Annotated in this window: 26 protein-coding genes and 1 pseudogene; 13 read left to right on the top strand and 14 right to left on the bottom strand. The window is 41.8% G+C overall.

Annotated features, from left to right (window positions below):
- Positions 1–2 precede the first annotated feature (2 nt).
- Both LCM09_RS16320 and LCM09_RS16315 read right to left on the bottom strand, forming a co-directional pair.
- Positions 3–476, bottom strand: a complete 474-nt coding sequence (locus LCM09_RS16320) for a glutathione peroxidase (protein WP_224884106.1) — start codon at positions 474–476, stop codon at positions 3–5.
- 63 nt (positions 477–539) lie between these two features.
- Positions 540–1586, bottom strand: coding sequence for a class I SAM-dependent methyltransferase (locus tag LCM09_RS16315; RefSeq protein ID WP_224884104.1), 1047 nt, complete (start codon positions 1584–1586; stop codon positions 540–542).
- Between the two features lie 156 nt (positions 1587–1742).
- Between LCM09_RS16315 and LCM09_RS16310 the strand changes: the two genes are divergently transcribed.
- The 3 genes from LCM09_RS16310 to LCM09_RS16300 all read left to right on the top strand — a co-directional run bounded on the left by LCM09_RS16310 (position 1743) and on the right by LCM09_RS16300 (position 6054).
- On the top strand, positions 1743–3473 hold the full coding sequence (locus tag LCM09_RS16310) for a B12-binding domain-containing radical SAM protein (RefSeq protein WP_224884102.1): 1731 nt from the start codon (positions 1743–1745) through the stop codon (positions 3471–3473).
- A 175-nt stretch (positions 3474–3648) separates the two neighbouring features.
- Complete coding sequence (locus LCM09_RS16305) at positions 3649–5106, top strand: amidase (protein ID WP_224884100.1); 1458 nt, start codon at positions 3649–3651, stop codon at positions 5104–5106.
- A 33-nt stretch (positions 5107–5139) separates the two neighbouring features.
- On the top strand, positions 5140–6054 hold the full coding sequence (locus LCM09_RS16300) for a DMT family transporter (protein WP_224884098.1): 915 nt from the start codon (positions 5140–5142) through the stop codon (positions 6052–6054).
- A 23-nt stretch (positions 6055–6077) separates the two neighbouring features.
- On the opposite strand, the gene LCM09_RS16295 is transcribed toward LCM09_RS16300, so the two are convergent.
- Genes LCM09_RS16295 through LCM09_RS16280 form a run of 4 tightly spaced genes read right to left on the bottom strand, consistent with a single transcriptional unit; the run spans position 6078 to position 9697 of the window.
- A complete protein-coding gene (locus tag LCM09_RS16295) occupies positions 6078–6836 on the bottom strand; it encodes an IucA/IucC family C-terminal-domain containing protein (protein ID WP_224884096.1) in 759 nt (252 codons plus the stop codon).
- Positions 6811–7626: an ABC transporter ATP-binding protein gene (locus LCM09_RS16290; RefSeq protein WP_224884095.1), complete on the bottom strand. Its 816-nt coding sequence runs from the start codon at positions 7624–7626 to the stop codon at positions 6811–6813. The genes LCM09_RS16295 and LCM09_RS16290 overlap by 26 nt, the downstream gene beginning before the upstream one ends.
- 17 nt (positions 7627–7643) lie before the next feature.
- A complete protein-coding gene (locus LCM09_RS16285; RefSeq protein ID WP_224884093.1) occupies positions 7644–8693 on the bottom strand; it encodes a FecCD family ABC transporter permease in 1050 nt (349 codons plus the stop codon).
- On the bottom strand, positions 8690–9697 hold the full coding sequence (locus LCM09_RS16280; protein WP_224884091.1) for a FecCD family ABC transporter permease: 1008 nt from the start codon (positions 9695–9697) through the stop codon (positions 8690–8692). Before LCM09_RS16280 ends, LCM09_RS16285 begins: the two co-directional genes overlap by 4 nt.
- A 165-nt stretch (positions 9698–9862) precedes the next feature.
- On the opposite strand from LCM09_RS16280, the gene LCM09_RS16275 reads away from it, so the two are divergent.
- Entirely contained in the window at positions 9863–10828 is a 966-nt protein-coding gene (locus LCM09_RS16275) for an ABC transporter substrate-binding protein (RefSeq protein ID WP_224884089.1), read from the top strand.
- A gap of 168 nt (positions 10829–10996) precedes the next feature.
- Positions 10997–11911, top strand: a complete 915-nt coding sequence (locus tag LCM09_RS16270) for a zinc dependent phospholipase C family protein (RefSeq protein ID WP_224884087.1) — start codon at positions 10997–10999, stop codon at positions 11909–11911.
- A gap of 39 nt (positions 11912–11950) precedes the next feature.
- On the opposite strand, the gene LCM09_RS16265 is transcribed toward LCM09_RS16270, so the two are convergent.
- Positions 11951–13237: an MFS transporter gene (locus LCM09_RS16265; RefSeq protein ID WP_224884086.1), complete on the bottom strand. Its 1287-nt coding sequence runs from the start codon at positions 13235–13237 to the stop codon at positions 11951–11953.
- A gap of 129 nt (positions 13238–13366) precedes the next feature.
- On the opposite strand from LCM09_RS16265, the gene LCM09_RS16260 reads away from it, so the two are divergent.
- Positions 13367–13672, top strand: coding sequence for a protein YxiS (locus tag LCM09_RS16260; protein ID WP_224884084.1), 306 nt, complete (start codon positions 13367–13369; stop codon positions 13670–13672).
- 113 nt (positions 13673–13785) lie between these two features.
- On the opposite strand, the pseudogene LCM09_RS16255 reads toward LCM09_RS16260, so the two are convergent.
- A pseudogene (locus tag LCM09_RS16255) lies at positions 13786–14682 on the bottom strand (NAD(P)-dependent oxidoreductase); the annotation flags it as partial.
- A 61-nt stretch (positions 14683–14743) separates the two neighbouring features.
- Between LCM09_RS16255 and LCM09_RS16250 the strand changes: the two are divergent.
- Positions 14744–15709, top strand: a complete 966-nt coding sequence (locus LCM09_RS16250; RefSeq protein ID WP_224884080.1) for a YndJ family protein — start codon at positions 14744–14746, stop codon at positions 15707–15709.
- 396 nt (positions 15710–16105) lie between these two features.
- Here the strand turns inward: LCM09_RS16250 and wrbA are convergent, their stop codons facing one another.
- Both wrbA and LCM09_RS16240 read right to left on the bottom strand, forming a co-directional pair.
- Entirely contained in the window at positions 16106–16732 is a 627-nt protein-coding gene (wrbA, locus tag LCM09_RS16245; protein ID WP_224884078.1) for an NAD(P)H:quinone oxidoreductase, read from the bottom strand.
- A gap of 155 nt (positions 16733–16887) precedes the next feature.
- A complete protein-coding gene (locus LCM09_RS16240; RefSeq protein ID WP_224884076.1) occupies positions 16888–17331 on the bottom strand; it encodes a MarR family winged helix-turn-helix transcriptional regulator in 444 nt (147 codons plus the stop codon).
- A gap of 151 nt (positions 17332–17482) precedes the next feature.
- Here LCM09_RS16240 and LCM09_RS16235 point away from each other — a divergent pair, with 151 nt between their 5' ends.
- Positions 17483–18292, top strand: coding sequence for an MBL fold metallo-hydrolase (locus LCM09_RS16235; protein ID WP_224884074.1), 810 nt, complete (start codon positions 17483–17485; stop codon positions 18290–18292).
- A 24-nt stretch (positions 18293–18316) separates the two neighbouring features.
- Here the strand turns inward: LCM09_RS16235 and LCM09_RS16230 are convergent, their stop codons facing one another.
- Positions 18317–19312 carry an NAD(P)/FAD-dependent oxidoreductase gene (locus LCM09_RS16230; RefSeq protein WP_224884072.1) on the bottom strand — a complete coding sequence of 332 codons (996 nt, stop codon included), beginning with the start codon at positions 19310–19312 and terminating at the stop codon, positions 18317–18319.
- Complete coding sequence (gene msrB / locus LCM09_RS16225; RefSeq protein ID WP_224884069.1) at positions 19309–20268, bottom strand: peptide-methionine (R)-S-oxide reductase MsrB; 960 nt, start codon at positions 20266–20268, stop codon at positions 19309–19311. Before msrB ends, LCM09_RS16230 begins: the two co-directional genes overlap by 4 nt.
- Positions 20269–20433: 165 nt before the next feature.
- Here msrB and LCM09_RS16220 point away from each other — a divergent pair, with 165 nt between their 5' ends.
- From LCM09_RS16220 to LCM09_RS16205, 4 genes are all read left to right on the top strand, one after another.
- Positions 20434–21666, top strand: a complete 1233-nt coding sequence (locus LCM09_RS16220; protein WP_224884067.1) for an aminopeptidase — start codon at positions 20434–20436, stop codon at positions 21664–21666.
- A gap of 174 nt (positions 21667–21840) precedes the next feature.
- The gene (locus LCM09_RS16215) at positions 21841–22782 is read left to right on the top strand and encodes an ATP-grasp domain-containing protein (RefSeq protein ID WP_224884066.1); all 942 of its coding nucleotides are present in this window, start codon (positions 21841–21843) and stop codon (positions 22780–22782) included.
- 163 nt (positions 22783–22945) lie between these two features.
- Positions 22946–24052: a DUF2515 family protein gene (locus LCM09_RS16210; protein WP_224884064.1), complete on the top strand. Its 1107-nt coding sequence runs from the start codon at positions 22946–22948 to the stop codon at positions 24050–24052.
- A gap of 22 nt (positions 24053–24074) precedes the next feature.
- Complete coding sequence (locus LCM09_RS16205; RefSeq protein WP_224884062.1) at positions 24075–24959, top strand: helix-turn-helix domain-containing protein; 885 nt, start codon at positions 24075–24077, stop codon at positions 24957–24959.
- A 33-nt stretch (positions 24960–24992) separates the two neighbouring features.
- Here the strand turns inward: LCM09_RS16205 and LCM09_RS16200 are convergent, their stop codons facing one another.
- Positions 24993–26171, bottom strand: coding sequence for a GNAT family N-acetyltransferase (locus LCM09_RS16200; protein ID WP_224884060.1), 1179 nt, complete (start codon positions 26169–26171; stop codon positions 24993–24995).
- A 174-nt stretch (positions 26172–26345) separates the two neighbouring features.
- On the opposite strand from LCM09_RS16200, the gene LCM09_RS16195 reads away from it, so the two are divergent.
- Positions 26346–26627, top strand: coding sequence for a spore morphogenesis/germination protein YwcE (locus LCM09_RS16195; protein ID WP_224884058.1), 282 nt, complete (start codon positions 26346–26348; stop codon positions 26625–26627).
- A 49-nt stretch (positions 26628–26676) separates the two neighbouring features.
- Here LCM09_RS16195 and qoxD read toward each other — a convergent pair whose 3' ends face one another.
- Positions 26677–26988, bottom strand: a complete 312-nt coding sequence (qoxD, locus tag LCM09_RS16190; protein ID WP_224884056.1) for a cytochrome aa3 quinol oxidase subunit IV — start codon at positions 26986–26988, stop codon at positions 26677–26679.

The raw sequence follows: 26988 nt of genomic DNA, 5'->3' as shown, positions 1-26988 counted from the left end.
ATTTAGAGCATTTCTTCGACATCTTTCTTCAAATCTTGTGGATCTGTTTCTGGAGAATAACGCTTGATTACGTTCCCTTCCTTGTCGACTAGAAACTTAGTGAAGTTCCATGGAATATCTTTATGTTCTACTCCAGGCGCATGATGAGTTAAGTATTTGTAAAGTGGGTGTGCAGTTTCACCGTTCACATCAACTTTTGAGAACATTGGAAAGCTTACGCCATAGTTAAGAGAACAAAACTCTTCGATATCCTTTTCTGAACCTGGTTCTTGTGCACCAAATTGATTACACGGAAATCCTAAGATCTCGAATGGACGATCTCTTAGCGAATAATAGAGGTCTTGAAGTCCCTCATACTGAGGTGTTAGTCCGCATTTACTTGCGGTATTAACGATTAGAAGCACTTTCCCATCATACTCAGATAATGGAATTTCTTCCCCTTTAATCGTTTCTACAGTGAATGAATGTACAGTCATACTACCCCTCCTATTGGTTACTCTCATTTAACATGTACCACAAATGTGAGAGAATCACCAATCTCAGCGTGCTCTTGCGACGATTCCATTATGCACTTTAATGTAGCCATGCCGAAGAATATCAAACCCGTTTTCATATGCGTACAGCCCCATCTGCCTGATATCCATCAATTCGCGATACGTATGGTTCATCATATCTGCCATGATGTGATAATACAGTTTCGATTTCACTTGATTTCGAGGAGTCGTCATGATGACGTAACCGTTCTGTTTAACAAATTTCCGATGCCAATCTAGTATGGCAGGCTTATGTTCATCAGGAACGTGTTCTAGTAAACCGACACTTAACACGATATCAAACTCGTTATGAAAATCGAGATCTCGAATATCTTTTACAAGATACGTAATGTTCATCTGGTCTTTGTACCAGACTTTTGTTCCACCTGTTTCGGGATTTGTGCCTAGAAATGGATACGTTTCAGGAAAATGACCGAAACGATCGGTCTTACAAAATTCATCATAATCGACCATCACGACTTCTCCACCTGGATACATCGCATGAAGCTGCATCGCTTCATACCCTTCAGCTGCTCCCAGAAATAGGATTCTAGGGTTCGTGACATCGAGTCCTTTAAACAACGCTCGCTTCCCTCGAGGGTCCCAGATTCCGTCTTCAATCCGATGAACGTAATTCCAAAGGGATAAACGAACCATCTCACCGAGTCCGTGCTTCACATCCTGCAACCTTAAACCTTTGAAACTATTTTTCAACGTTGCTTTGAGTCGGTACTGTTCTGCCGGGACGTCCTGCATGAACAGACTGTGAAACGATCGATTAAAATGCTCCCAGGAGGTCTTAACAGGCATCGCTTGTCCATGTTCACTTTCCCAATCGACGCGCTCCTTTGCTAGTTTCTTCACTTCGAACGGTCTTCCAACCTTATCCCAGGAAAGCTCGGACCAATCACTGACCATATTGGCATTGAAAAAGCGGTCTAACCTTTCATCCTTCGCATTCCGCAAATCGACTCGATACTGTGGTAAAAGCGCCGTGTACTCAAGGTCCTGTTCTGTAAACGGGTGTTCCCTCGTAACAGAAGCGATTTCCAATACAGTTCCTCCTCGTTTTTCATTTATCATCTCACGGAGCGTTTTTCGCTTCAACTATTTTTCTGAATAATCCAACAACAAATCTTCTATTTCACTGATTACTTTCGATAGAGAGGTGCTATAATTATAAAGATTAATTATGCAGGAGTTGGAAAAATGAACGTTATTGTTAGTACGCTGAACGCCAAATATATTCATACATGTCTTGCTTTAAGGTATCTAAAAGCATCTGCAGCTCCAGAATTTGATGTGAAGATGGCTGAATATACGATCAAAGACCCTCTTATGAATATCGTTAGCGATCTTCACAGCATGAAACCAGATGTACTAGGATTTAGCTGTTATATATGGAATATCGAAGAAACCATCCCTGTTATTGAAATGCTAAAAAAGGTAAATCCATCACTGAAAATTGTTTTGGGAGGACCCGAAGTTTCGTACGATGTGTATGAGTGGCTTGATCGTATCCAGGAAGTCGATTATATCGTCATGGGCGAAGGTGAAGTTACGTTTAAAGAGCTTCTTCAATCGATTGAAAAGGGAAAAACGCCTGAAAAAGTGAAGGGGATCGCTTTTCGAAAAGACGGTAAGAATCATATCAACCCTCCAGCCACTAAGCTCTCATTAAGTGATATTCCATCTCCATTTCGCTTTGAAGAAGACCGAGCGGAGCTTGGCCGTCGTGTAACATATGTTGAAACTAGCCGTGGCTGCCCTTACTCCTGTCAGTTTTGTTTATCTTCTATAGAAGTAGGCGTTCGGTACTTCCCTGTTGAACGGATGAAAGAAGAACTCCTTTACCTGATGGATAACGGAGCAAAAACGATTAAATTTGTTGATAGAACGTTCAATATTCGAAGAAACTATGCGATCGATATGTTTCAATTTCTAATCGATCACTATCGACCTGGGTGTGTTTTTCAGTTCGAGATCACCGCTGACATCATGCGACCTGAAGTGTTGGAGTTCCTTAATCGTGAAGCCCCTCCAGGTTTGTTCCGCTTTGAGATAGGCATCCAGTCTACTAATGACGCCACAAATGAGCTTGTCATGCGTAAGCAAAACTTCGAAAAGCTCGCAAGAACTGTCACGATGGTCAAAGAAGGCGGAAAGATCGATCAGCATCTGGATTTGATCGCAGGGCTACCCGAAGAAGATTATCAATCTTTTCGTAAAACGTTCAACGATGTGTTTGCGTTTCGTCCTGAAGAACTACAGCTCGGATTCCTTAAAATGCTTCGAGGAACGGGAGTCCGTATCAATGCCGAAAACCATGGTTACCTCTACATGGATCACGCTCCATACGAAATTCTTGGGAATAACGTGCTGTCTTTTGACGATATCATTCGGATTAAACAAGTTGAAGATGTGTTAGAAAAGTACTGGAACGATCATCGTATGGATCGAACGATCGAGTACCTAGTGACGAATGTTTTCGATTCTCCTTTCGACTTTTTCCAGGAGTTCGGTAGCTACTGGGAAAACAATGGCTGGTCACGTATCGGTCACCAGCTTGAGGATTTATTCAGGAGGCTCGCTACATTCCTAAAAGATCGATCGCCTGAACACGTTGAAGAGGTGACGTCTCTTATGAAGGTCGATTACTTATCAAATGCGAAAACAAAGCCTCGCACAGTATGGTGGGAAGACCGCCTTCAGAAAACAACACAACTCTCACTGATTCATACCATCGTCGAAACGCCTCATCTATTAGGTGCAAAATTTGAGTCTATGAACCTTACTCAAAGAGAATTACAAAAGCATACGATCATCGATACGATGGTGAGTGATGGTGAAAAGAAATTTGTAGTCGTTTACTACGATCCAAAAACATCTGAGCGCGAAGTATTTCAATCCCCTCTTCCCTCTGAATACTCTGTTTCATAAAAGGATTCAGCATTTCGTATGATACGAAATGCTTTTTTAATGCTTCCGTCGTCGACAGAACCCGAGCAAATGTGGGTGGTGCCTGTCACCTGGCATTTAAAGGATTATTTGCCTTGGCAACGAATTAATACAGTAAACCATGTCGGGAGAAAGTCCGACACGATGGAGGGATAAGATGTCACTATTAGATTTGGATGCCGTTTCCCTGTCAAAGAAGATTGCAAGTAGAGAAGTTTCTTCTTCACATGTAGTCAAAACGTTTATCGATCATTTAAATGCGATCAATCCTACGCTAAACTGTCTTGTAGAAGATCGTTTTGATGCAGCTCTTGAAGAAGCGAAACTCGTCGACTACATGCTTGCAACGAAAAAGGCAGAAGGTCGTCTGTTCGGTGTTCCAATCAGTGTGAAGGAATGCTTTCACGTGGAGGGTATGGTAACAACTGGAGGACTTAGCTACCGCTCGACTCATCGCGAAAAAGAGGATGCCCAAGTAATCAAGCGATTAAAAGCAGAGGGCGCAATCATATTAGGTAAAACAAACACACCACAGCTTTGCTTTTGTCAGGAAACGGATAATAAACATTATGGTAGAACAAATAATCCGTGGGATATTTCTCGAACAGCTGGTGGTTCAAGTGGCGGAGAAGCTAGTTTGATTGCTGCAGGAGGGGCAGCCGTTGGAATTGGTTCAGATATTGGAGGATCAATTCGAATCCCCGCTCATTTTAATGGTGTGATAGGCTTTAAATCTGGTAATCGACAAGTACCACATGAAGGGACATTCCCTTATATTCAGATTCGTGAACAGGAGCGGATGCTTGGTATTGGTGCCTTAAGTAAATCCGTTCAGGACGCTCGATTGATCAACCAGATCATTTCTGATGAAACACCAGAAAAAGCAAGCCTGAATGATTTTAAACTCGTGTTTCCAATTCCACACCACCGCATCCCGATCAGTCGGGAAACATTTCAGCTCGTTTCAAGTATTCGTGATTTTTTTAGTGATGACTTAGATACCGAACAGGACAAACCGCCATTCTTCAATGACGCCGCACAGCTATGGCAACAAATCATGTCGATCGACGGTGGGGCTTCTCTCGCCAAGCTTATGAGTGAGGATGGGTCCGCCGTTCCGATTGCAGAATATATGAAAGAGAAGTTCTTCAAGAGCTCTTCTGTTCATTCGTACCTCTCATGGGCACTAGTCGGTGCTAGGCTTTTTAAACCAAATCGTAAACAAACGGATACCATCTACGCGATGATTACTCGTGGTGATGACTTGATTCAAGAGTATTTAGATCGACGTATTTTAGTGATGCCCGTCTACCATACCCCCGCTCCTCCACACGGAGAGCTTTATCAAGAGCTTTTCTCGATCAGAAGAACGTTTTTGAATTATATGCCGTATGTAGCCTATGCGAACTTATGGGCACTTCCATCACTCGTTATTCCGATCGGAACGAGTAAAGAAGAGGGAATGCCAATAGGAGTTCAGCTTGTCAGCCGCACGGGTAACGAGGAAGCACTTTTTCAATTGGGAGAGAAGCTTGAAGAGAAATTTGGTGGATACAAAAGGTGTCATACGTATGATCAACACTCTAAAGAAGAAGCTGAAGCGGAGCTTGTTTAACTTATTACTTGATTAGAGAAAGAAGGAATCCCGTTGGCTTATTCTCAACAACAAAAGTCTTATCTAGCGATTGCCATTGCGGTAATCTTTATTTCAACATCAGCAGTCATGGTGAAGCTAACGTCAGCACCAGCTTCGGTCATTGCCATGTATCGGCTGATCTTTGCAACTTGCTTGATGCTCCCGCTCGTCATTCTTCGGTATCGTGGAGAATTGAAGAGTATTAGCAAACGTGATTGGGGCTTTGGTAGTCTCGCAGGCGTCAGTCTCGCGTTCCACTTCATTCTCTGGTTTGAGTCGCTGAACTACACATCTGTTGCGAGTTCCGTTGTTCTCGTCACACTTCAACCATTATTTGCATTTATCGGCACTTATCTATTTTTTAAAGAAAAACTATCATGGCCTGCGATTATTGGTGGGATTACCGCCATCGCAGGTTCTATTGTGATTAGCTGGGGAGACTTCAGGTTGAGCGGTATCGCTCTCTTAGGCGATATGCTTGCCCTCACCGCATGTGCAATGATTACGGGTTATTTATTATTCGGCCAAAACGTAAGAAAGCGACTCAATCTTATTCCATATACGTTCATCGTATATGGAATCGCTGCACTTACGCTCATACTCTATAATCTTATCCTCACTTACCCTTTCACAGGTTATCCTGGGTCAGACTGGATGATCTTTGTGTTCCTGGCCGTCTTTCCTACTTTGCTAGGTCATTCACTATTAAACTGGTCCGTGAAATGGGTCAGTGTTAACGTTATTGCCATGAGCATCCTATTCGAGCCAATCGGTGCAAGCATTCTCGCTTATTTTTTACTTGGCGAGACCCTGCACCTCATGCAGTGGATCGGAGGAGGCATTATTTTAACTGGACTCTTCCTATTCACAAGAACATACACCCGTGAGCAGAGGCAGATTGATCAGACAAAAACTGCTCAAGGCTAATTCGACGTCGGGTTTGGTGTCTGTTACTTCATTTTCGGACAGGTTTTGCAGCAGCGGCCGTCACCTGATGCTTGATCGAAAAGACAGCATGTTTTTCGAAAGCGCAGTGGGCCGTTCGCTGTTTCTTCTTTTTTCGTGTAATACTGGATAAATGGATTTACACCGCACGTGAAGCTTGAACATTGAAACTCTCTGAGCAAGTAATGAAAGTCTTCCTTTATTTTTTGCTGCTGATCTTCTGGTGCATCTTTTGGAATCTCTGTTTCGTATAACCAGAAAAGATAGATAGCAGCATTCTCCCAAAGAATTGTAGGAGATAGTTTTGTAGCCTCAACGACTGCCTCGATAAATGGCGCAAGATTGCCATTGATCAACTCATCTGCAAGTTTCTCTCTTGCCTCACTTCTCGTGTTCATCCCGCTCAACGTATCATTACTTAACACAAAGTTCATCATCCAAGGAGTTGTACTTGTATCAATATTGTACTTAAGCATTTCTGGTCCAGCTAAAATGGGTTTATCCCATTTCGTGAACGAATATAGAAAAGGCACAAGAAGCATGAAGGCATATCGCTTAACAAACTGAGATCCTGCGACGATTAATGAAGGAAAATGACCTTCGTCAACCAATTGCTGCAGAACACCTTTTAAATAACCTGGATCGAGAAGATTCTTCACCTCATCGATTTGACCATTAGCAGAAGGGTCTATTCCAACTTGAAGCCTAAGTTTCTCTAACGTGGCTTTCTCTTCGATACTAAACGTTTGCGGTTTGGCTAGCATGAATGTTTCTCCCCTTTCCGTGCGGTACACATAATGGAGTTCCAAATAACGGATCCTCAAGTATGTTGCAATCAAGTCCAAATACATGCTTCACAAGATCAACTGTAATAATATCCTCAGGTTTTCCTTGATCATAAATCCCTTTGTCTTTTACGGCAATTATATGATCAGCGTACCTGCATGCAAGATTCAAATCATGCAGGACCATCACGATCGTTCGATTATCATGTCTATTTAACTCAAACAAAAGGTCGAGAACTTCAATCTGATGAGCAAGGTCAAGAAACGTTGTCGGTTCGTCTAACAGGATAATATCCGTATCCTGAGCTAACGTCAGTGCAATCCACGCACGCTGTCGTTGCCCCCCTGAAAGAGAATCGACCGTTCGCTCTGCTAATTCCTCAAGATGCGTTGATTTTAGTGCCTTTTGAACGGCTTCTTCATCTTCTTCAGACCATTGACTGAGCCAGCTTTGATAAGGGTATCGACCCTGCTTGACGAGTTGAAGAACAGTAAGGCCTTCCGGAGCTACCGGTGACTGAGGCAGAATAGCCATCTTACGAGCAATTTCTTTTGTCTGCATGCTAGAAATAGCCTCCCCATCAAGAACGACTCCACCAGATTGGGGTTTTAATAGACGTGCTAAACTTCGGAGAAGGGTCGATTTCCCACATCCATTCGCACCGATTAGGACACTCAATTCCCCTTCTGGAATCAACAAATTAAGCTCATCTATCACGGTGTGATCACCGTATCCCAATGTAAGGTCTTTCGTCTGTAATGCGTACATGGCTATCACCTCGTCATTTATAAGTTTCTAGAACGATACAGTAAGTAAACAAAATATGGAGCTCCGATCGCTGCTGTAAATACACCTGCTGGCACTTCAAGAGGTGAAAACAGCGTCCTCCCAATTAAATCAGCAACAACGACGAGAATACTCCCTACGAGAGCAGATGCAGGAACAAGTACGCCGAAGGACGACCCAACTAGTTTCCTTGCAATGTGCGGCGCCATCAAGCCTACGAACCCGACTCCTCCTGCAAATGCCACTGCACCACCTGCGAGTCCTGTACTGATGAACAACAGAATGATCCGATCTCTCATCAACATTGCCCCAGCGCCTTTTGCTATATCATCACCTAGTTCTTGAAGGTTAACCCGTCTTGAATACACCATCAATACTAGGAGTAAAATAGCTACCCATGGGAAAAGAGTGAGAGCATCTTTTCCATTCGTGCCATGGACACTACCTGTAATCCATATGTTTGCATCAGAAGCACGGTAGATCGGCCCTAAGATCATGAGAAGCGTCGTCAGTGCTTGTAGCACAGCCGAAAGCCCAATTCCTATCAAAACGAGTCTGATCGGAGATATTCCATTTTTATATGAAAGGATGAACACAAGAAATCCGGTTGTGATCGCACCGATAAATGATGCGAGAGGCATCCATTGTATACTCACCGTTAATGCGTCTGCTCGATCACTAAATATCGCCAAAAATCCTGTCGTTGCAAGGGCTCCGCCCCAAGTTATCCCAAGTATATCTGGTGATGCAAGTGGGTTTCTAATCATCCCTTGCAAAATGGCGCCTGAAACAGCTAGAGCACCACCTGCGAGAATGGACATCGCCACTCTAGGAAAACGAAACTGTTTTACGACGAGTTCATTCATGTCAGTTCCATATCCCATTAGTGCTTTTCCAACTTCGATAGGAGTCATAAAGATCTCACCGACTCCGATGCTAACTAGACCTGCTAAAATAACAAAACAAGCGAGTGTAATCGTAATCCATACGGCTTTTCGATCGATTAAATAAGAAAACAATCTAGTTCTGAAGGAAGCATATTTCGTCATAGCTGATTAAACTCCCTTCGAGCAATGTAAATAAAGAATGGCGCGCCGATAACAGCCGTCAGTACTCCGACTGGTGCTTCTAGCGGCATAATGACAAAACGCGCTGCAATGTCTGCTGATAACAGTAGAATCGCTCCGAGAATTGCGCTATACGGAACGACCCAGCGATAATCATACCCGGCAACATAACGCGCCAAGTGCGGCACTACGATTCCAACTAAGCTAATTGGACCCGCGATTGCAACTGATCCTCCTGCTAAGAAGACGATAAAAAGCGCTGCGATCATTTTTACTAGAAGCGTCCGCTGTCCGAGTCCAACTGCCACATCTTCCCCCATGACGAGCGTATTAATTTTTCCACTGATTAGAATAGACCCGATCAACCCTACCGAAATATATGGTAAAACCGATACAAGAATCGCTAGACTGCGGCCTTCTACTGACCCGGCGAGCCAAAAGAGTACGTCTTCGAGCGCTTTCTCATTTAGAACGAGCATCCCTTGCGTGAGCGATGAAAACATCGCAGCGATCGCTGCACCAGCGAGCGTCAATTTCATCGGTGTAAGTCCTTCTCTTCCTAATGAGCCAAGCGTATACACAACGACTGATGCAATCGCCGCCCCTAGGAATGCTAGCCAGCTAAAAGCAGTAAGCGATGAAACGGAAAAGAATGTCACTGCAATCACGATCATAAAGCTCGCTCCGGCATTCACTCCTAGAATAGATGGAGAAGCGAGAGGATTTCGTGTGATCGCCTGCATCAGTGCACCAGCGACGCCTAAACTAGCCCCGACTGTTGCTCCTATTAGTGCTCGTGGCACGCGGTTTTCTCTTACAATAATATGTTCATTACTTCCATTAAATTTAGTGAATGACTGCCAGGCGGTTTCCCAGGAAATGCTTGTGAGGCCATAAACAACGCTTAGAGCCATCAATATGATTACGGCTACTATTCCAAAAGCCACCCCTATCCACCTTAGCGTCACGGGTTTTATATTAGTCATTTATTTATCCCTTTCTACACCTTCCAATTAAGTGTAGAAAAAGTTTGAAAGCGTGTCAATGATTTTGAGAATCAATATCAATTAAACATTGACACATGTTTGACAATTCAGTATGATTACATCGTAAATGAAAATGATTATCAATATACCAAGGGGGTACTACATATGTTTAAAAAAGGTTGGATGATAACATTACTTGCAATTGTAATGATCCTTGCAGCATGTGGTAATAACGGAGGAAATACAAATAACCAACAGGAGTCAACAGATGATACTAGTTCTGAAAGCTCTGAAACGCGCACCGTGAAACATGCGATGGGTGAAACAGACGTACCTGCTGATCCCGAAAAAGTCGTGATTCTAACAAACGAAGGAACGGAAGCTCTCCTTGCACTTGGAGTAACTCCAGTCGGAGCAGTTCAATCCTGGCTTGGTGACCCATGGTATGATCACATCTCTGACGACATGCAAGACGTTGAAGTCGTAGGAACAGAGAGTGAAGTGAACCTTGAAGCCATCGCAGCTCTTAAACCAGATCTCATCATCGGTAATAAACTTCGTCAAGAAAATGTATACGACCAGCTAAGCTCAATCGCTCCTACTGTGTTCTCTGAAACACTTAAAGGCGACTGGCAAGAAAACTTCAATTTCTATGCAAATGCATTGAATATGGAAGACAAAGGTAAAGAAGTAATGAACGCGTACAACGACCGCATCGAATCGATGAGTTCTGATCTAGGTGATCAACTTGATAAGGAAGTTTCAGTTGTTCGTTTCCTAGCTGGAAAAACACGCATTTACTATAAGGACTCTTTCTCAGGCGTTATCCTTGAACAACTTGGCTTTGCTAGACCTGAATCACAGCAAAAAAATGAGTTTGCTGAAGAAGTAACAAAAGAACGTATCCCAGAAATGGATGGAGATGTTCTGATCTACTTCACTTACGAAGCTGGAGATGGTGAAGCAAGTACAACACAAGAAGAATGGACGAACGATCCACTTTGGAACAACCTTGAAGTTGTGAAAGAAGGAAATGTCCATGAAGTTAGCGATGCAATCTGGAACACATCAGGCGGCGTTATTTCAGCTAACAAAACGTTAGACGACATCGAAAAAATCTTCATGAAATAAAACGAAACCCGGTCATGTACCGGGTTTTTTGTTTGTTTTGAATTCTAATTTCAATTAAAAGGGAAAAGAAAGAAGAGCCTTACTCATTTTTCTTTTCAAAATATAGCAAGAAGACAGGTATATCTCAGGTATAATAGAAGAAAGACTTCAACAGGAGGGGGACTACAGATGCCGAATGTTTGGACGCATATTTTATTTGGTGAAGAAGCGATCACTGAAGCCGGCATATGGAATGCGGTCAAAAGCCACCTTCCTTATTTCCGACTCGGAGCTCAAGGACCTGACCCCTTTTTCTATCATAACTTTTGGCCATGGAAAGAAACTCCCGTGCAAGAGGTTGGTGAAGTCCTTCATAAAACGAAATGTGGTCCATTCCTTATAGATATGATCGAATATGGGAAAACCGATGATCCACGTATTCAGTCCTATATACTTGGCTTTGTCACTCACCATATCCTCGACCGAAACACCCATCCGTATATTCACTATCGAGCTGGCCTTGAGGGCAACAAGCATCAGCGCCTTGAAATTATCATCGATACACTCCTAATGAAAGAACATAAAGACGTCGACACGTGGAAGACACCTGTATACAAAGAAATCGATGTTGGTCCCACACTCTATAAACCAATCGAGAGTATGCTTTCTGAATTGATCCAGCGATTTTACCCGGATACTGCAGAACGTATGCCAGATGACTACGTCGACCAATCTTACCACGATATGGTTCTTGCCCTTAAATTATTATTCGACCCTTATGGATGGAAGAACAAAGTATTGAGAAAACAGGTTTCTTCTTTTTCATATAGGAGAGAAATCGGAAACGAAGACTATTTAAATGAAGAAGGAAACGTCTGGCTCCACCCTTCTGTAAAAGAAGAGCAATCGAACGCTACTTTTGAAGAACTACTAAAACAAGCATCCGATGAAGCAACGACCATCCTTCCTCTCATTTATGATTATTGGCATAACGAAGAAAATTGTGTCAGAGATTTAAAGGATCAGATCGGAAACCGCTCCTATGACACAGGAAAGGACTGCAACCTACCTTTACCACTAAAGCACTTTAGTCCAATCGTCTAAAAAAGCGCCACTCCGAGATGCGGGGAGTGGCGCTTTCATTTACAATGGAATCCCATCTTGAACCATTGCTTCCTTCGCTTCTTCTTTTCCTTTGTCGATGTTCACTTTGTGTAATAGGTAAATCCCGCCTATAAAGAATAGCACGATAGAGAAAATTCCAAGTCGACTGGATCCAGTCATTTGTCCAACGAACGCAAATAAGAAAGGCCCGAATATTGCTGAAAACTTAGCCGAAATTCCATAGAAACCATAAAATTCTGCATGTCGATGTTCAGGAACCATACTCCCAAATATTGAACGACTCAATGCCTGAGCTCCTCCTTGCACGAAACCAACCATAAAGGCAAGAATATAGAAATGCAGGGCTGTGCTCATAAAATAGCCAAGAAAGACGATGACGACATATATCCAAAGTGCGAATAGAAGAGCTTTTTTGGGGGTTATTTTTCTTGCCAACCAGCCAAAGAAGAATGCACATGGTATCCCAACAAACTGAGTGATTAATATAGCTGCAATAAGGTCATTCGCATTTATTCCGATATCACGGCCGTAGATGGTTGCCATCTTTATAATCGTGGAAATACCGTCGTTATACAGCCAGAATGCGAGAAGGAAGATCAGTAAATGTTTATACTGTTTGATTTCTTTAAACGTGGTACCTACACGCTTAAACCCTACGGACAAATAAGACCCAGAACGTTCAGGTTGAGCTAGCTTTTGTTCCTTCACATTTTTGAACATTGGAATCGAAAAGAGAAACCACCAAATCCCTACCGTTACAAAGGAAACTTGGGTAGCTACGAGGGTGTTCGGTAATAAAAACCATGATGGGTGTAGAATCATCATGAGATTAATAAGAAGTAAAATCCCCCCACCAATGTATCCGAATGCATATCCTCTTGCAGAAATTCGATCGATTTCCCCTTCTTTTGCGATCTCGGGTAGAAAAGCATCATAAAACACATTACTTCCGGAAAAGCCGATCGTTCCAAAAATAAGTAACAGTGAGGCTAGAATGTACCCACCTTCTCCAACAAAAGCCATCAGTATACTCGCAAGGATCCCCATGTACGCAAAGAATCGTAGAAACATCTTTTTCGAATTAGAATAATCTGCAATCGCACCGAGTACTGGCGCAAGAATCGCCACAATCAGGACTGCAATCGATTGAGAGTATCCCCAATAAGAGGAAGCAAGACTCTTATCAATGTCCTTTGCTGCGACATCATAATAAAACACTGGTAAAACAGCTGCCATCATCGTTGTGGCAAAAGCAGAGTTCGCCCAGTCGTACATCATCCAGCTTCTTACTTCCTTCTTGTTCATCTCTTTCCCTCCATCGTCGCAGTTTCGAAATAAACCTATCGAACTATTATATGAAATGAGTAAATCCACTTGTCATGCCTATACAGTCCGAGTACACTAACGGTAGATTAGGGAAACGGAGGGTTCTCATTGGACCGAAAAGATATTGAAAAAAAAGTAATAGAAAACTATCAGCGTGATGAAAATATGATGATTCTTGTTTTTGCGCAGTGGTGCGTAAATAACGACCTTAACCCAGAAACACTCTATGAAACAGCTTATCCTGATCAAATAAAAAATCCTGCATTAAAACAAAGTCTTGATCTTATCGTTGCGAAAGAGGAATCGGAGCACATCCCTGACCAAACCGTTCTCAGTGTGCTCTCATTATACGGAAACGATGACCTTGCGTACGTCGTTTCTGAAGAAATCGATAAAAGAGCAAAGAAAAAGTAGCTTCAGAGTAACTGATTATTTCCCTGAAAATACTAATCTCTTGTTATAGTATTCGGCCATCCAAGTAAACATCCCTTTACAAGCCTAAACAGGAACCTGATCAACTCAGGTTCCTATTCATTTCGAAACAACGTAACGAGGGCATGTGTCCCGTTGTCTTCTCCTCCACGTTCAGCTAGATCCTCATATAACTTTTTCGATAATTCTAATCCTGGTGTCATCATTCCCAACTGTTTTGCTGATTCTAGTGCAATGGTCATATCCTTAATAAAGTGTTTTACATAAAAGCCAGGCTCGAGTTGATTTGAGATCATCCTTGGTGCAAGATTACTTAACGACCAGCTACCTGCAGCGCCGGATTCGATACTTTTTAGGACAGTGTTAGGGTTTAGACCAGCTTTTTCAGCATAAACGATTGCTTCACACACACCGATCATATTAGTAGCAATCGCGATTTGATTGCACATCTTCGTATGCTGACCAGCACCTGCTGGTCCCTGCAAGATGATATTTTCTCCAACGACTTCAAAGATTCCCTTCACTATTTCAAACACTTCTTGTTCTCCCCCGACCATGATGGAGAGCTTACCATTCCTCGCTCCAACGTCTCCTCCTGATACAGGAGCATCAAGCGTGTATAGCTTTCTTGATAAACCAAGTTTATAGATTTCTTCAGCTAATGTCGGGCTTGAGGTAGTAAAGTCAATCAGTACCGATCCAGAACGAGCATTGTTAATGATTCCCTCATCTCCAAAATAAACTTCTTCGACATCAACTGGATACCCCACCATCGTCATGATCACATCCGATGCTCGGGATAGTTCCGCAACTGAGCTTTGCCATTCGGCACCTTCATCTAAAAGCTCTGCAGCCTTTTCCTTTGTTCTCGTGTAGATGAGCGTACGATACCCTTCTTTTAGTAGATTTCGAACCATGCTTTTACCCATTACGCCTGTACCTATGAAACCGAGAACAGGTTGTTGTGTTGAAGAATCCATTTTTTTCGCCTCTCCCCTATAATTTTCTTTCTTCTATCCTCTCTTCATCGTACACTAAAAGAGAGGTGAAATCATGATGAAAACTAGTAGTTTTGCGGGTCTATTTATATGGGTCGCGTTTGTCGTAACAAAGCTCATCACAACGCCGATCGATACGCTTCAGTATGTGATGATGCTGCTGATGTTTGCCTATCTCGTCCTTGTGCCGCTCACGCTTCATTTAGTTCAACAAAAGAAAAATTCATTCTACCGCTATGCAGCTAACCTGCAGCCGATTGCAGCGGTGTTGGCAGGAGTTTCGTTTTTCTTAGAGCAGGGCACACTTGCTGTAATATTGGCTGTTCCATGGTTGATTACAACGATCTTCATCGCTATTTTTGGAGTTACGAAAGTCTTGCAAACCTGGAAGAAAAGTAAGATCTATGACGTATTAATTCAACTCGGTCTTATGTATATCAGTATCGGAGGAATGTGGCTCGTCCTTCATAGATCAGGTATTCAAGTGCTTCATTTTAGCGACGTAATCGTATTGCTTACATCGATCCACTTTCATTATGCTGCCTTTGTAACCCCTATTACGATGGCTTTCCTTGGAAAGTACTTACTTACATATGCACCAAGCTTGAAACCGTGGTTCACTTTACTCTCGTACCTTGTTCTTTTAGGACCACCGTTCATTGCTGCAGGCATAACATTTTCAGAAACACTACCTGTACTAGAATTCATTTCTGTCATTGAATTTGTAACACCATTAATTGTTTTTGCTATTCTTTCGCTTGTATATCTCGTTCCGAGGCTTGAGTTTTCTGTTCGGATGCTATTGTCGATCTCATTCATGTCTCTTCTCTTTTCAATGAGTTCTGCGATGATCTACGGCTTTGCTCATTTGAATGAGACCGTCATTCTTGGTATTCCACTGATGGTTTTCTTCCACGGCTTTGTAAACACGTTTGGTTTTACGTTATTTGGGCTTCTCGGGGTAACCGTACTCCAAGAGGAGAATACGAGGCCTATCAAAAAAAACAGCATTTCTCTCTAGCAGTTTGCAGGCTAACTTGTGTGGTGGTGATTTCCGCTCCAGGACGCTCGCTTTCCGCGGGGCGGGCGGTGAGCCTCCTCAGGCCAAAAACTATTGCGCCTCCAGGGTCTCACCTGTCCCGCTCATCCTGCAGGAGTCGAACATCCTTCCACTGCAATCTACGGTACTGTGTAGATGTTTTATCTAAAAACGGTCATTAAAGATAAAAACTATTTCATAAAGGCTATACACATAAATAAGAAACTTCTTTTTAGAATTTATAGCAGTCTATTAAAAGTTAAAGACGGTTTTCCACCCGAGCGGTATTCAAATTCGATAGCAGCGGGAGCACAATCATCAAGGTTATTCTACAAACTAAAAACCAGCACCTCACTCTGAGATGCTGGTTTTGTCTATTTATACGTTCTTCAATGCTCCCGCTACCTTTGCAACGCGTGCACCAAGTCTTGCTGCCATCGTTAATTCTACATCGGCCGGTGTTCTTGAGCCGTCTGTTCCTGCAACCGTTGATGCAGAATATGGTGAACCACCAATCCCTTCAGTTGAGAGCTGCTCTGGGTTTTCACCATATGGAAGACCAACGTAGATCATACCAAAGTGCATCAATGGTACGAATGTCGTTAGTGCTGTTGTTTCCTGTCCTCCGTGAATGGAACCAGTACTTGTGACAACAGCAGTTGCCTTTCCTTCAAGTTCACCATTCATCCAGAGGGAGCCAGCAGAATCTAGGTATTGCTTCATTTGTGCCGGCATGGAACCATAGCGAGTTGGGATGCCCCAGATAATACCGTCAGCCCAACGAAGATCATCATGCGTTGCTTCTGGGATATCACCTTGCGCCTCTTGTGCTTCCACGTAAGGTGGCTGTGCAGACATCGCTTGCTTAACACCTTCGAATTCTGGAATTTTAACCAGTTTTACTTCAACATCGCCAGCACCTTGTGCACCTTCTGCTACTGCCTGTACCATTTCATAAATATGTCCATACGCACTGTAATACGGAATCAAAATTTTTGTACTCAAAACAAACACTCCCTGATAATTATTATTTTTTTCAGAATAGCTCAAACTAAATTATCTCTACTTCAAGACACTTTCCCCGCAATACCATTTTTAAACATTCACCATTAATCCTAAACTCAAGAATCTTCACTTCGAGATAAAAGGGCGAAAGAAGCTTAAAGCTTCTCTGCATAATGACCTAGCTTCTTCATCAATGAAATGGCCGTTTCTTTCTCCGCTTCATCCAGCCCAGCAAAAATCTTCTGGAGCTTCATCTCATGTTCAGGGAAAATACGATCCATTAATTCCTTCCCTTCATCTGTTACAACAGCATGAGTGATGCGACGGTCATTCGGGCATGGATTTCTTTTCAAATAACCTTTGGTTTCTAGCTTATCAACCACATAAGTAATACTTCCACTAGCAAGTAGGATTTTCTCTCCTATTTGTTGAAGTGGTTGACTACCCTTGTGATAAAGAAGTTCTAATACTGCAAATTCTGTTGGATTTAAGCCATGGTTTTGAATGTCGATCTTCACTTGATCGGTCACAGATCGAGTGGCCCGTGCCATAACAATAAACAGTTTTAGTGATAATTCTCTGTCTAGCGATTCATTCATACAGTTCACCCTTATCAGTTCATGCGATTATCTTGAATTCAAGATAATTATACAAAGATTAAAATCTTATGTCAAGAATGTCTTAGATAGCTTTTTATTGTTCCAATTAAAGCTATACTAGGTAGTAGAAGATTGAAGGACGTGATGTGCATTGCTTTCTGTAACGAACAAAGATGATGTTACTGCAATAAAAGGATCTGTAAAACGAGGCGGGATATCCATGAGTGTCTACCTATACATTGTGGACCACGTTCTTATCGATACAGGCCCTGCCAGATTGCAGCGTGAACTCACCCATCAGTTAGAACAGCAAGACTATAATAAGATCATCTTAACACACCATCATGAAGATCATACGGGGAATGCCCATTCACTTAGTAAAGGTGTACCAATTTATTGTCATGCATCCGGAATAGCGCTTTGCAAACAGCAATCAAAACTCCCATTCTATCGAAAAGTGTTTTGGGGAAATAGAAAACCATTCTCCCCAAAGCTACTAGAAGATCAAGTTCATTCTTGCCACTATACGTTTGACGTGATCCATACGCCAGGCCATGCTCCAGATCATGTATCTCTTCTCGAGAAAAACAAAGGATGGCTTTTCTCTGGTGATCTATACGTGATGAGTCGACCTAAAAGTATTTTTGCCTTTGAATCGATACCAGACATCATCAATTCGATTGAAAAGGTTTTGCAGTATGACTTTGAAACTGTGTTTTGCTCCCATTCCGGGATTCTTCCAAACGGACGAGCTCGACTAGAGGAAAAACTTTCGTACTTAAAATCCGTGCAATATGATGTTCTTAGAAAGCACCAAGAAGGGAAATCTGCATCCGTGATTCAAAAAGAGCTCTTTCCTTCAGCACACCCTCTCAATTACTTTTCACTATTTGAGAATTCTCCAAAACATATTGTTACATCGATCATAAATGGAAGTTCTCCGCAATTGAAAAAGGTCTGACGAACCCGTCAGACCTTTTTTACTTCAAGTTGAAGCGCTTTGCAGTCTTTGTATCATTTCACTTGCAGCCGCAAGTCCTGATCGTGCTGCAGATTCAATTCTTGTTCGACCAGATTGATCGTCTTCATACAAGAATGCGTCACCCGCTACTAGCACATTCTCTTCATCTGATAGAGAGAGAAATGGGGACGTATGCACGTGGTCTGCCTGTGCATAACGCCATTTTTTTATTACAGTAGATAAGATAGCCCTAGACGGAATAATAGGTGCTGAAAGCTTTACTAACTCATCCCTTATGATTGCGTCGCTTTCTTCATACAAAGTAGTAGACAGCTCAGGCGTAGCATAGATGCTAATAATTCTTTCTTTCGAGATACCTTTTGCATAGCTATCCACGATTCGTTCTAGTCCTTCAGATAATTGAGTATCTTGATGACCTGAATCAGGCAGCCATGTGCGAGCATTTTTTTCGAGTGTTACTAAAGCTACAAGCGCAGGACTAAACGTCAGAGTTTGAAGGGTCGCTTCTGCTTCTTTCGACACTCTGCAGTCACTTTGATTTAGCAGTTTTTTCGTTTGGGGTGCAGGAGGGGTTAAAAGAATTGCTTTTGCTGATATCTCCTGTTTGTCCTCAGATACGATCACATACTCACTGTTTCTTTTGTTGATGTGATGCACTTGGAAATTCAGCTTCATCGGAAGACCCCGTGATAAGTTCTTCACAAGCTGATTCATCCCCTCGATCCCCTTATACCTTGCATATTTTTCACCAAACCAGCTTTCAACCCAGCCGTTTTGCACCCATTCATCGACGTGTGACTGAAACTCTTGTGACCTGACAGTGAAAAATTGTGCGCCATGGTCGGCTTTCCCACCATCATGACGCCTCGTTGCCATTCGACCACCAACACTTTTACTCTTATCGATCACAATTACGGAGACGCCTTTTTTCACCATCGTCCTCGCAGCAAGAATACCCGATAATCCACCACCTACAATTGCGACATCATAGGTTTTCATTGGAACAACACGCGAAATTCACCGTAGCCTTCTTTCTCTAGCTTATCTTTCGGGATAAATCTCATCGCTGCAGAGTTAATACAGTACCTTAGCCCGTTCTCTTTAGGTCCATCATTAAATACATGACCGAGGTGAGAATCAGCTTCTTTACTACGAACCTCTGTACGAATCATGAAGTGACTGAGGTCCTTCTTCTCTTTAACGAAGTTTTTGTGAATCGGTTGAGTGAAGCTTGGCCAACCACAGCCTGCATCATATTGATCAGTTGAACTAAACAACGGCTCGCCTGAGACAATATCAACATAGATGCCTTCCTGTTCATTATTATAATATTCGTTTTGGAACGGTCGTTCCGTACCATTTTTCTGTGTCACATCGTATTGAATATCAGTTAATCGCTCGCGAAGCTCATCATCGTTCTTTTGGAACGACCAGTTATCTTCAATAAATGCTTTTCGACCTGATCCTTTTTTGTAACGCTTATAGTGACCAGGGTTTTTCTTATGATAATCCTGATGATAATCTTCAGCAGGGTAAAATGGTTTTGCAGGTAAGATCTCTGTGACGATCGGTTTTGAAAATCGCCCACTTTCAGCCAGTGCAGTCTTAGACTCTTCTGCTAACCTTTGTTGCTCATCATCGTGGTAATAAATCGCTGTCTTATACGTATCACCACGGTCGAAGAATTGCCCTCCATCATCAGTAGGGTCAATTTGACGCCAGAATAAATCTAGCAGCTTGCTATATGGGAATACCTCAGGGTCATACGTAATCTGTACCGCTTCCACATGACCTGTCTGTTTGGATATGACCTCTTCATACGTTGGATATGGTTTATCTCCACCCGTATATCCTGTTACTACGCTTTGAATTCCTGGCATTTCATCAAAAGGTTCAACCATACACCAGAAACATCCTCCGGCAAATGTTGCGACTTTACTTTGTGCGTTACTCATTCTCTACCACTCCAATACAGAGGATTTACTTATAAGATATCCTGAATGGCGTGTAAATTTCCAGAAACTTGTTTCAAGATAGCGCTTTCAATAAATATTCACCGATGTACTTTATATCTGATAAACTTAACTTGTATGATTACAATTGGACAAAGGAGACTGTTTATGACCACTTTTCATGAGAATTTACAGAAATATGCTGACCTTGCAGTTAAGGTGGGCGTCAACATTCAAAAAGGACAAACCCTCGTAGTCAATGCACCACTTACTTCGGCCGAATTTGTTAGACGAATCGCTGAAAGTGCTTATGACGCTGGAGCTAAAAATGTTCATGTTGAATGGAATGATGAAAGTCTAACCCGTATTAAATTCGAGAAAGCTCCAGATGAAGCATTCAAGGAATTCCCTATGTGGAAAGCGAAAGGGTTTGAAGAATTAGCTGAGAACGACGCAGCTTTCCTCTCCATCGTTTCTTCTAACCCTGACCTCTTAAAAGGAATTGACCCTGAACGTATTTCCAATGCGAGTAAAACCGCTGGAAAAGCGCTTGAAGGGTATCGTGACTATATCATGTCAGATCACAACAGTTGGTCCGTTGTGGCAGTTCCATCAAAACAATGGGCAGAGAAAGTGTTCCCTGAAGCACCTGAAGAGAAGCAAGAAGAGCTCTTATGGGATGCGATCTTTGATGCAACGCGCGTTTCAACGGGTGACCCTGTTCAAGCTTGGAAAGAACATAGTGCAAACCTTGAACAAAAAGTAGATTATTTAAATGAAAAACACTACAGTAAGCTCCACTACCGTGCGCCAGGTACTGACCTTACGATTGAACTTCCAGAGGCTCATCAGTGGGTTGGGGGAATTAGTGAGAACGCCAAAGGAAATCACTTTGTAGCGAATATGCCAACTGAAGAAGTCTTCACAATCCCTTATAAACGAGGCGTTAACGGCGTAGTGACTTCAACGAAACCATTAAGCTATGGCGGGACTGTAATCGAAGAGTTCTCATTAACCTTTGAAGAAGGTAAAATCGTAAAAGCAGAAGCGAAATCAGGCAATGACACCCTACAGCACCTACTCGACACGGATGAAGGCGCACGATACCTTGGAGAAGTAGCGCTTGTTCCTCACGATTCTCCAATATCAAATGCTGATACTATATTCTTTAACACGCTTTTCGATGAAAATGCTTCGAATCACCTTGCAATTGGTAATGCTTACTCCTTCTGCTTAGAAGGCGGTAAAACCATGTCCAAAGAGGAGCTAGAAACCGCTGGTGCCAATGAAAGTGTGACACACGTAGATTTTATGATCGGTTCAGAAGAAATGGACATCGATGGAATTAAGTCTGATGGAACTAGTGAACCGGTATTCAGGAGCGGTAACTGGGCATTTTAATAAGTTAGACTCTCAAGCTAGCGAGAATATCTCGTTAGCTTGTTTTCTCTTAAACTGCTGTTTCTGATACACTTTCTTCACTATTACTCCTATGCACTGGGAATTCTATTCCTTCTGCTTTATACTTGAGTAAATCGATTGGATTTTCCGGTTATTATAAAAGGAGGCTACACCATGAGTTCGAAGGTTTATATTTTACATGAAAATGAAGAGTGGACAAAACCACTAAAAGTCGAGCTAGCGAAGCTTGATGTTCCATATGAAGATTGGTTTTTGGATAAAGGAAACCTGGATTTAACCGAAATTCCTCCAGAGGGCGTCTTTTATAACAGAATGAGTGCGTCTTCACACACGAGAAACCATCGTTATGCGCCCGAATATACGGCTGCAGTCATTTCCTGGCTTGAAAGCCACGGTCGTCTTGTACTAAACGATCGTCGTGCACTCGCACTTGAAGTGAGTAAAGTTGCTCAATACAATGCATTAAGAAAACACGGCATTACCACTCCTAAGACGATTGCTGCAGTTGGCAAAGACCACCTTATCAGTTCAGCTGACTCTTTTGATGGGCCGTTTATTACAAAACACAACAGAGCTGGAAAAGGACTTGGAGTTCAATTATTCCAAAGCAAATATGCATTAGAACAGTACGTAAACAGTGATGACTTTGGTGAATCGATCGACGGGATCACATTGCTCCAAGACTATATTCAATCTCCTGACGCTTCGATCACGCGTTGTGAATTTGTGGGAGGCAAATTCCTATATGCCGTTAGAGTAGATACGTCTGAAGGGTTTGAACTCTGCCCCGCTGATGTATGTCAGGTTGGTGATTCTTACTGCCCAACAACACCAACAACCGAAAAGCCAAAGTTCGAAATCATCGAAGACTTCGACCATCCTATTCTTAAAAACTATGAAGAATTCCTAAAAGCGAACGGAATTTCTTTTGCTGGGATCGAATGCATACAAAATGAAAATGGTGATTTATTTACGTACGATGTGAATACGAATACAAACTATAATCCTGACGCAGAGAAAAAAGGAAACAAGTCTGGAATGAAAGCCATCGCAGAAACACTTGAAAAAGCACTGTTACAATTACAGGTAGGTTAATAGAAAGGTTACAATCAAAGCTGCCGAGAAAAATCCGGCAGCTTTCTTTACATAACTAGCTGTCTATACCTCTAGACATGTAAAATTGACTGTTCTGAATTCACCTCTCACCTTCTCTCTCGTAAAAATCTGCATACATATTAAGAGTGAAGGAGGTGGAACTTTGTTACCTATATTGAATCATCTACCAAAGAAAAAAACACCTTCCTACTGGAAGCAGGTGAAAAAGGATTTAAAGTCAGCATGCCATGAAACCCAACAAACGAAGCCCCATCTATCCTTAGAAGATCACCAGTTGTTACAGGAGATCAGGCTAGAAACCTCTCTTCAAAACCGAGACAATGTAACACGCACGAAAGCATATTTAGATTTTTATATGGAGCATAAGGAAATTCACTGGTCCCTTCTTGCTCACATGGTTTCAAGAAATGCAGGATGGTCGATGACGGATTTAAAGGGCGAGTATTTGCCTACTATTCTATCTACGTCCAAGCAAAAAGCTTTTTTCTCATTCCTAGAGAAAGGAAACTGGTTGATCTTCCAAGACGCTTACCCTCAACTACTGCTATATAAGTATAGTACGATTCAATCAAAATCTCTTTTTCACCTTTTACCTCACCTTCACGTGTCAACGTTCATGGAAGTGATCTGGAACTGGTATGTAAAAACAAAGGACGCTTCCTTACTTACGAGTGCATTAATCATTAATGAACAAAACTATATAGAGTCACGCTTGATTCAGAATTTCCATTTCAAGAATTCTGTATTAAATACGCTTACGTTCCAACTTCAAGATTTGTTAAATACGAATACCATTCTCTTTCCTATGATAGAGGATGATAAGATACGTTTAATAGGAGCGACAGTTCATCATTTTTCCGAGTTGAATGAGCGTATTAAGCTTGGAAAGCATCTCTACCAGCTTCTTTTTTCAACAGAAGCTACCTTGAAATCAATTCTTAATTGGGGGCTGAAACACCCACATACAGGCTCTAGAAAAGATTACTGGGACCATCTTTTTCATTCTATAAAAGAAGGAATTCCAGGGGAGAAAAGGGTATTAACTAATTGTGAGGTTCAATCTGGCCCACGTATATATAGTCCAGATCTATCGATTTGGAAGAAAGTTGCTCATCAAACTCCTGACCATCAGGACTGGTTTACTAGTGATAGCTTCATAAAATTTCTTATTCCGTCTGAGAGCGATTCAACTGGTGATGTAAAGCGGATCCACTGTCGCACCCTTGAAATGCTCGAGCGCCTAACATAATACATACGATTGGGTTGATTAAATGACGTTCGCTTCGTTAGGATTCGAAATTAAGAATTTACGTAAATTTAGAGGATTTTCACAGAAAGAACTGAGTAGAGGCATCTGTTCACAAGCTCAGATTAGTAAAATAGAAAAAGGAGACGTTTATCCTTTAGCACCTACGCTTTATGAGCTTTCAAATCGACTCGGTGTAGATATTAATTATTTTTTTCAGAGAACGTTAGTTGAAAGAATCGATTATGTTCAAGAAGTGTATCTTCAAGTAAGGAATGCCATTAAAGAATTTGACTATCAAAAGGTGGAGGAAATCGTTCGAATCGAACGGAGTAACCCCTTGTATCATCAAAACCTAGAATTCAAGCAGTTCATCATGTGGCACCATGGAATATGCCAATACCACTTATACAAGGATGAAGAATCAGCAATTTCTCTCATAAACGAAGCATTCAACTTAACATTTACAGGCAAATATTATAGTGAAAGAGAAATAGAAATTCAGAATAGTAAAGGCGTCATACTTTTATTATCTGAAGAATACGCGCTTGCTATCGCTTTGTATAATGAGTTGATCGAACAACACACGAAATTAAAACACGTACTTGATCATACGGTTAAAATTCGTTTGTTTTACAACCTCGCAAAAGCGCTCAGTTACTATAACGTAATAAAAGAATCGATAGCAATCTGTAATAAGGGGATCGAGTATTGTATCGATACAAGCAGCATGTATTTATTTGGGCAGTTGTACTTTCAAATCGGCTATAATTACCACCTAAAAGGCGAACAACAAGAAGCGCTACCGTATTTCAAGAAAGCACACACCATCTTCGATCTCCAGCAGCAGCACAATTTAAAAGCTCATATAGAAAAAGAGTTTCTTTTAGACCAAAGGCTATCTATATAAAAAGCAGGCGGTTATGGAAACCGCCCGCTACCTTTAAAAGAAGTCCATGAAATTCGTTTCTTTCTTCGATATCATCTTTTTTAGCAAGAATAAATCTTGTTCTGGTCCTTCAATTAAACCTGATTCACTTAGAAATTCTGGTGATTGGTAACCCGTTAGTAGGGCTGTCAGTGTATTGATGTTACACCGGAGGCCGCGCTTTGGTGGATGAGTACAGAAACTGTTTTCAGAATTACCTCGGAACACTTTCACCTCATCTTGACCGATATGAAACGTCCCATTGTTCCATTCTGCGTGTTCATCATGAATGTGCAAGAAGAGAAATTCCCCCTCGTCCAATATGAACGGGTAGTTGATAAGGAAGTTCTCTACATCCACGATTCTTGCCATGAAGTATGCTTCTACTTCACTTTTGATCTTAGGATTTTGAAGTAAAAACGGAAGTTGATCTCCTTCATTCGTTAAGAGAGTTCCTCCATCGATCATCGAATCGTGTTGACATAAGTAATTCCAAAGACCTTTTCTCGCATCTCCATCAAGAGCAACAAACTCTTCGACTTCAAGGTTACGTTCTTTCATTTTGTAATAAACGTAACCGGTCAGCTTACCATCACTATTTTGATAGGTAGCGAACAGATCGCCTTCTGAATAAACCCGGTTCCTCCACCAAGATTCATCTCGTTTGAGCATCCCATTGAATTTATTCGCGAACGTTTCATACACAGGATTCAATTGCTCGAACACATCATCTAATTGAATTCTTCGAACTTTTCCACTCGCTGGAGAGAGCTTGACGAAATCCTCTTTCTTTAGCGTGAGCTTTTTCCAATTACTAAGAATCTCCCAACCAAACTTACGATAAAATCCTATGCTAAACGGATGAAGGAATGAAATGGTTTGGCCATTCTCTTTCATCTCTGATAATGAGTGGCGAAGCAATTTCGCAACTTTTCCACCCCTTCTATACTCTGGATAAGTCGCTACAGATGCGATGCCTCCCATCGCAAATTTCTTCCCTGCAATCCACGTATGTAAATCGATGATGTGGAGCTTGGCGGCTAGATTTCCATCTTCAAAATCTCCCCACACCGTATGCTCACCGTAGGCTTTTAGCCTTTTCTCTAAATCCTCTTTCGGCACATCATATTGAAACGCATATTCGGAAAGGCGAATTGCATCGATCATTTCATGCTCATGAAGTTTCCTCATCATATCTCCCTCCATTCTATAGACTACCTAATCATAGTAAGCCATCTACGAGTTATTTAAATGTGTAGAATTTTTGAACTTTTGTGGTATACTAATTGTAACAAAACATTCACAAATAAATCTTACATTTGTCACAAAGATAAATTTGAAAGCGATATCAATTAAGGAGTGGATCTCATGGATGTCTTTATGGTTTATCTTTTTGTAATCACAGCTACACCACTATTTCTTTGGAAAGACTATAGAAAGCTTGCTTATGTACACATTCCATTTATCATAGCTAACTGGGCTCTTCTCATTTTCTACATTGGTGGAGGAATGACGCCAGCTGCTAATACGATATTCATTTCACTATTTGTAATCAACGTTTTATTTGCTCATCTAGCGGCATTTCTACTGTTTGCTCTGCCAATTATACGCGAACGTGCAGCTGCAAAGAAAGTATCTTCAATAGAATAATAAATAAACCCGTTCACCTCTCTCTCTTGAGGTGAACGGGTTTTTGGTTTTACATATGGCTCATACCAAATGACATAACCCAGATCGTGCCGACCACTACTGCAATCGCGATGAACAGGGCATACAGAATCGTACCAGTTTGATACTTACTGTCTTCGCTCTCAGTCATGTGCATAAACATGACTAATTGAATTGTCGCTTGAATAAGAGCGAGTCCTACGACAACTACTACAATCATCGTATTGCTTAATCCAGATTCAAAACCGACCCAGAGTGCAAACAAGGTCAGGATGATTGATAGAGCAAATCCAATGACGTGACTCCATGGGAAATGGCTGTGAGTTTGCTCATTGTTAGCCAT

The sequence above is a fragment of the Guptibacillus algicola genome (genome assembly GCF_020171805.1).
In the GTDB taxonomy this organism is placed as follows: domain Bacteria; phylum Bacillota; class Bacilli; order Bacillales; family Guptibacillaceae; genus Guptibacillus; species Guptibacillus algicola.
Note: the sequence above shows the minus strand (reverse complement) of the source record. Positions and strands in the feature narration are given on the sequence as shown.

Excerpts from the sequence above, each read along its gene's own strand:
- LCM09_RS16320 (WP_224884106.1), bottom strand. The coding sequence starts at position 476 with ATGACTGTACATTCATTCACTGTAGAAACGATTAAAGGGGAAGAAATT.
- LCM09_RS16310 (WP_224884102.1), top strand. The coding sequence starts at position 1,743 with ATGAACGTTATTGTTAGTACGCTGAACGCCAAATATATTCATACATGT.
- LCM09_RS16305 (WP_224884100.1), top strand. The coding sequence starts at position 3,649 with ATGTCACTATTAGATTTGGATGCCGTTTCCCTGTCAAAGAAGATTGCA.
- LCM09_RS16295 (WP_224884096.1), bottom strand. The coding sequence starts at position 6,836 with ATGCTAGCCAAACCGCAAACGTTTAGTATCGAAGAGAAAGCCACGTTA.
- LCM09_RS16290 (WP_224884095.1), bottom strand. The coding sequence starts at position 7,626 with ATGTACGCATTACAGACGAAAGACCTTACATTGGGATACGGTGATCAC.
- LCM09_RS16285 (WP_224884093.1), bottom strand. The coding sequence starts at position 8,693 with ATGACGAAATATGCTTCCTTCAGAACTAGATTGTTTTCTTATTTAATC.
- LCM09_RS16280 (WP_224884091.1), bottom strand. The coding sequence starts at position 9,697 with ATGACTAATATAAAACCCGTGACGCTAAGGTGGATAGGGGTGGCTTTT.
- LCM09_RS16275 (WP_224884089.1), top strand. The coding sequence starts at position 9,863 with ATGTTTAAAAAAGGTTGGATGATAACATTACTTGCAATTGTAATGATC.
- LCM09_RS16270 (WP_224884087.1), top strand. The coding sequence starts at position 10,997 with ATGCCGAATGTTTGGACGCATATTTTATTTGGTGAAGAAGCGATCACT.
- LCM09_RS16265 (WP_224884086.1), bottom strand. The coding sequence starts at position 13,237 with ATGAACAAGAAGGAAGTAAGAAGCTGGATGATGTACGACTGGGCGAAC.
- LCM09_RS16250 (WP_224884080.1), top strand. The coding sequence starts at position 14,744 with ATGATGAAAACTAGTAGTTTTGCGGGTCTATTTATATGGGTCGCGTTT.
- LCM09_RS16240 (WP_224884076.1), bottom strand. The coding sequence starts at position 17,331 with ATGAATGAATCGCTAGACAGAGAATTATCACTAAAACTGTTTATTGTT.
- LCM09_RS16230 (WP_224884072.1), bottom strand. The coding sequence starts at position 19,312 with ATGAAAACCTATGATGTCGCAATTGTAGGTGGTGGATTATCGGGTATT.
- msrB (WP_224884069.1), bottom strand. The coding sequence starts at position 20,268 with ATGAGTAACGCACAAAGTAAAGTCGCAACATTTGCCGGAGGATGTTTC.
- LCM09_RS16220 (WP_224884067.1), top strand. The coding sequence starts at position 20,434 with ATGACCACTTTTCATGAGAATTTACAGAAATATGCTGACCTTGCAGTT.
- LCM09_RS16215 (WP_224884066.1), top strand. The coding sequence starts at position 21,841 with ATGAGTTCGAAGGTTTATATTTTACATGAAAATGAAGAGTGGACAAAA.
- LCM09_RS16205 (WP_224884062.1), top strand. The coding sequence starts at position 24,075 with ATGACGTTCGCTTCGTTAGGATTCGAAATTAAGAATTTACGTAAATTT.
- LCM09_RS16200 (WP_224884060.1), bottom strand. The coding sequence starts at position 26,171 with ATGATGAGGAAACTTCATGAGCATGAAATGATCGATGCAATTCGCCTT.
- LCM09_RS16195 (WP_224884058.1), top strand. The coding sequence starts at position 26,346 with ATGGATGTCTTTATGGTTTATCTTTTTGTAATCACAGCTACACCACTA.
- qoxD (WP_224884056.1), bottom strand. The coding sequence starts at position 26,988 with ATGGCTAACAATGAGCAAACTCACAGCCATTTCCCATGGAGTCACGTC.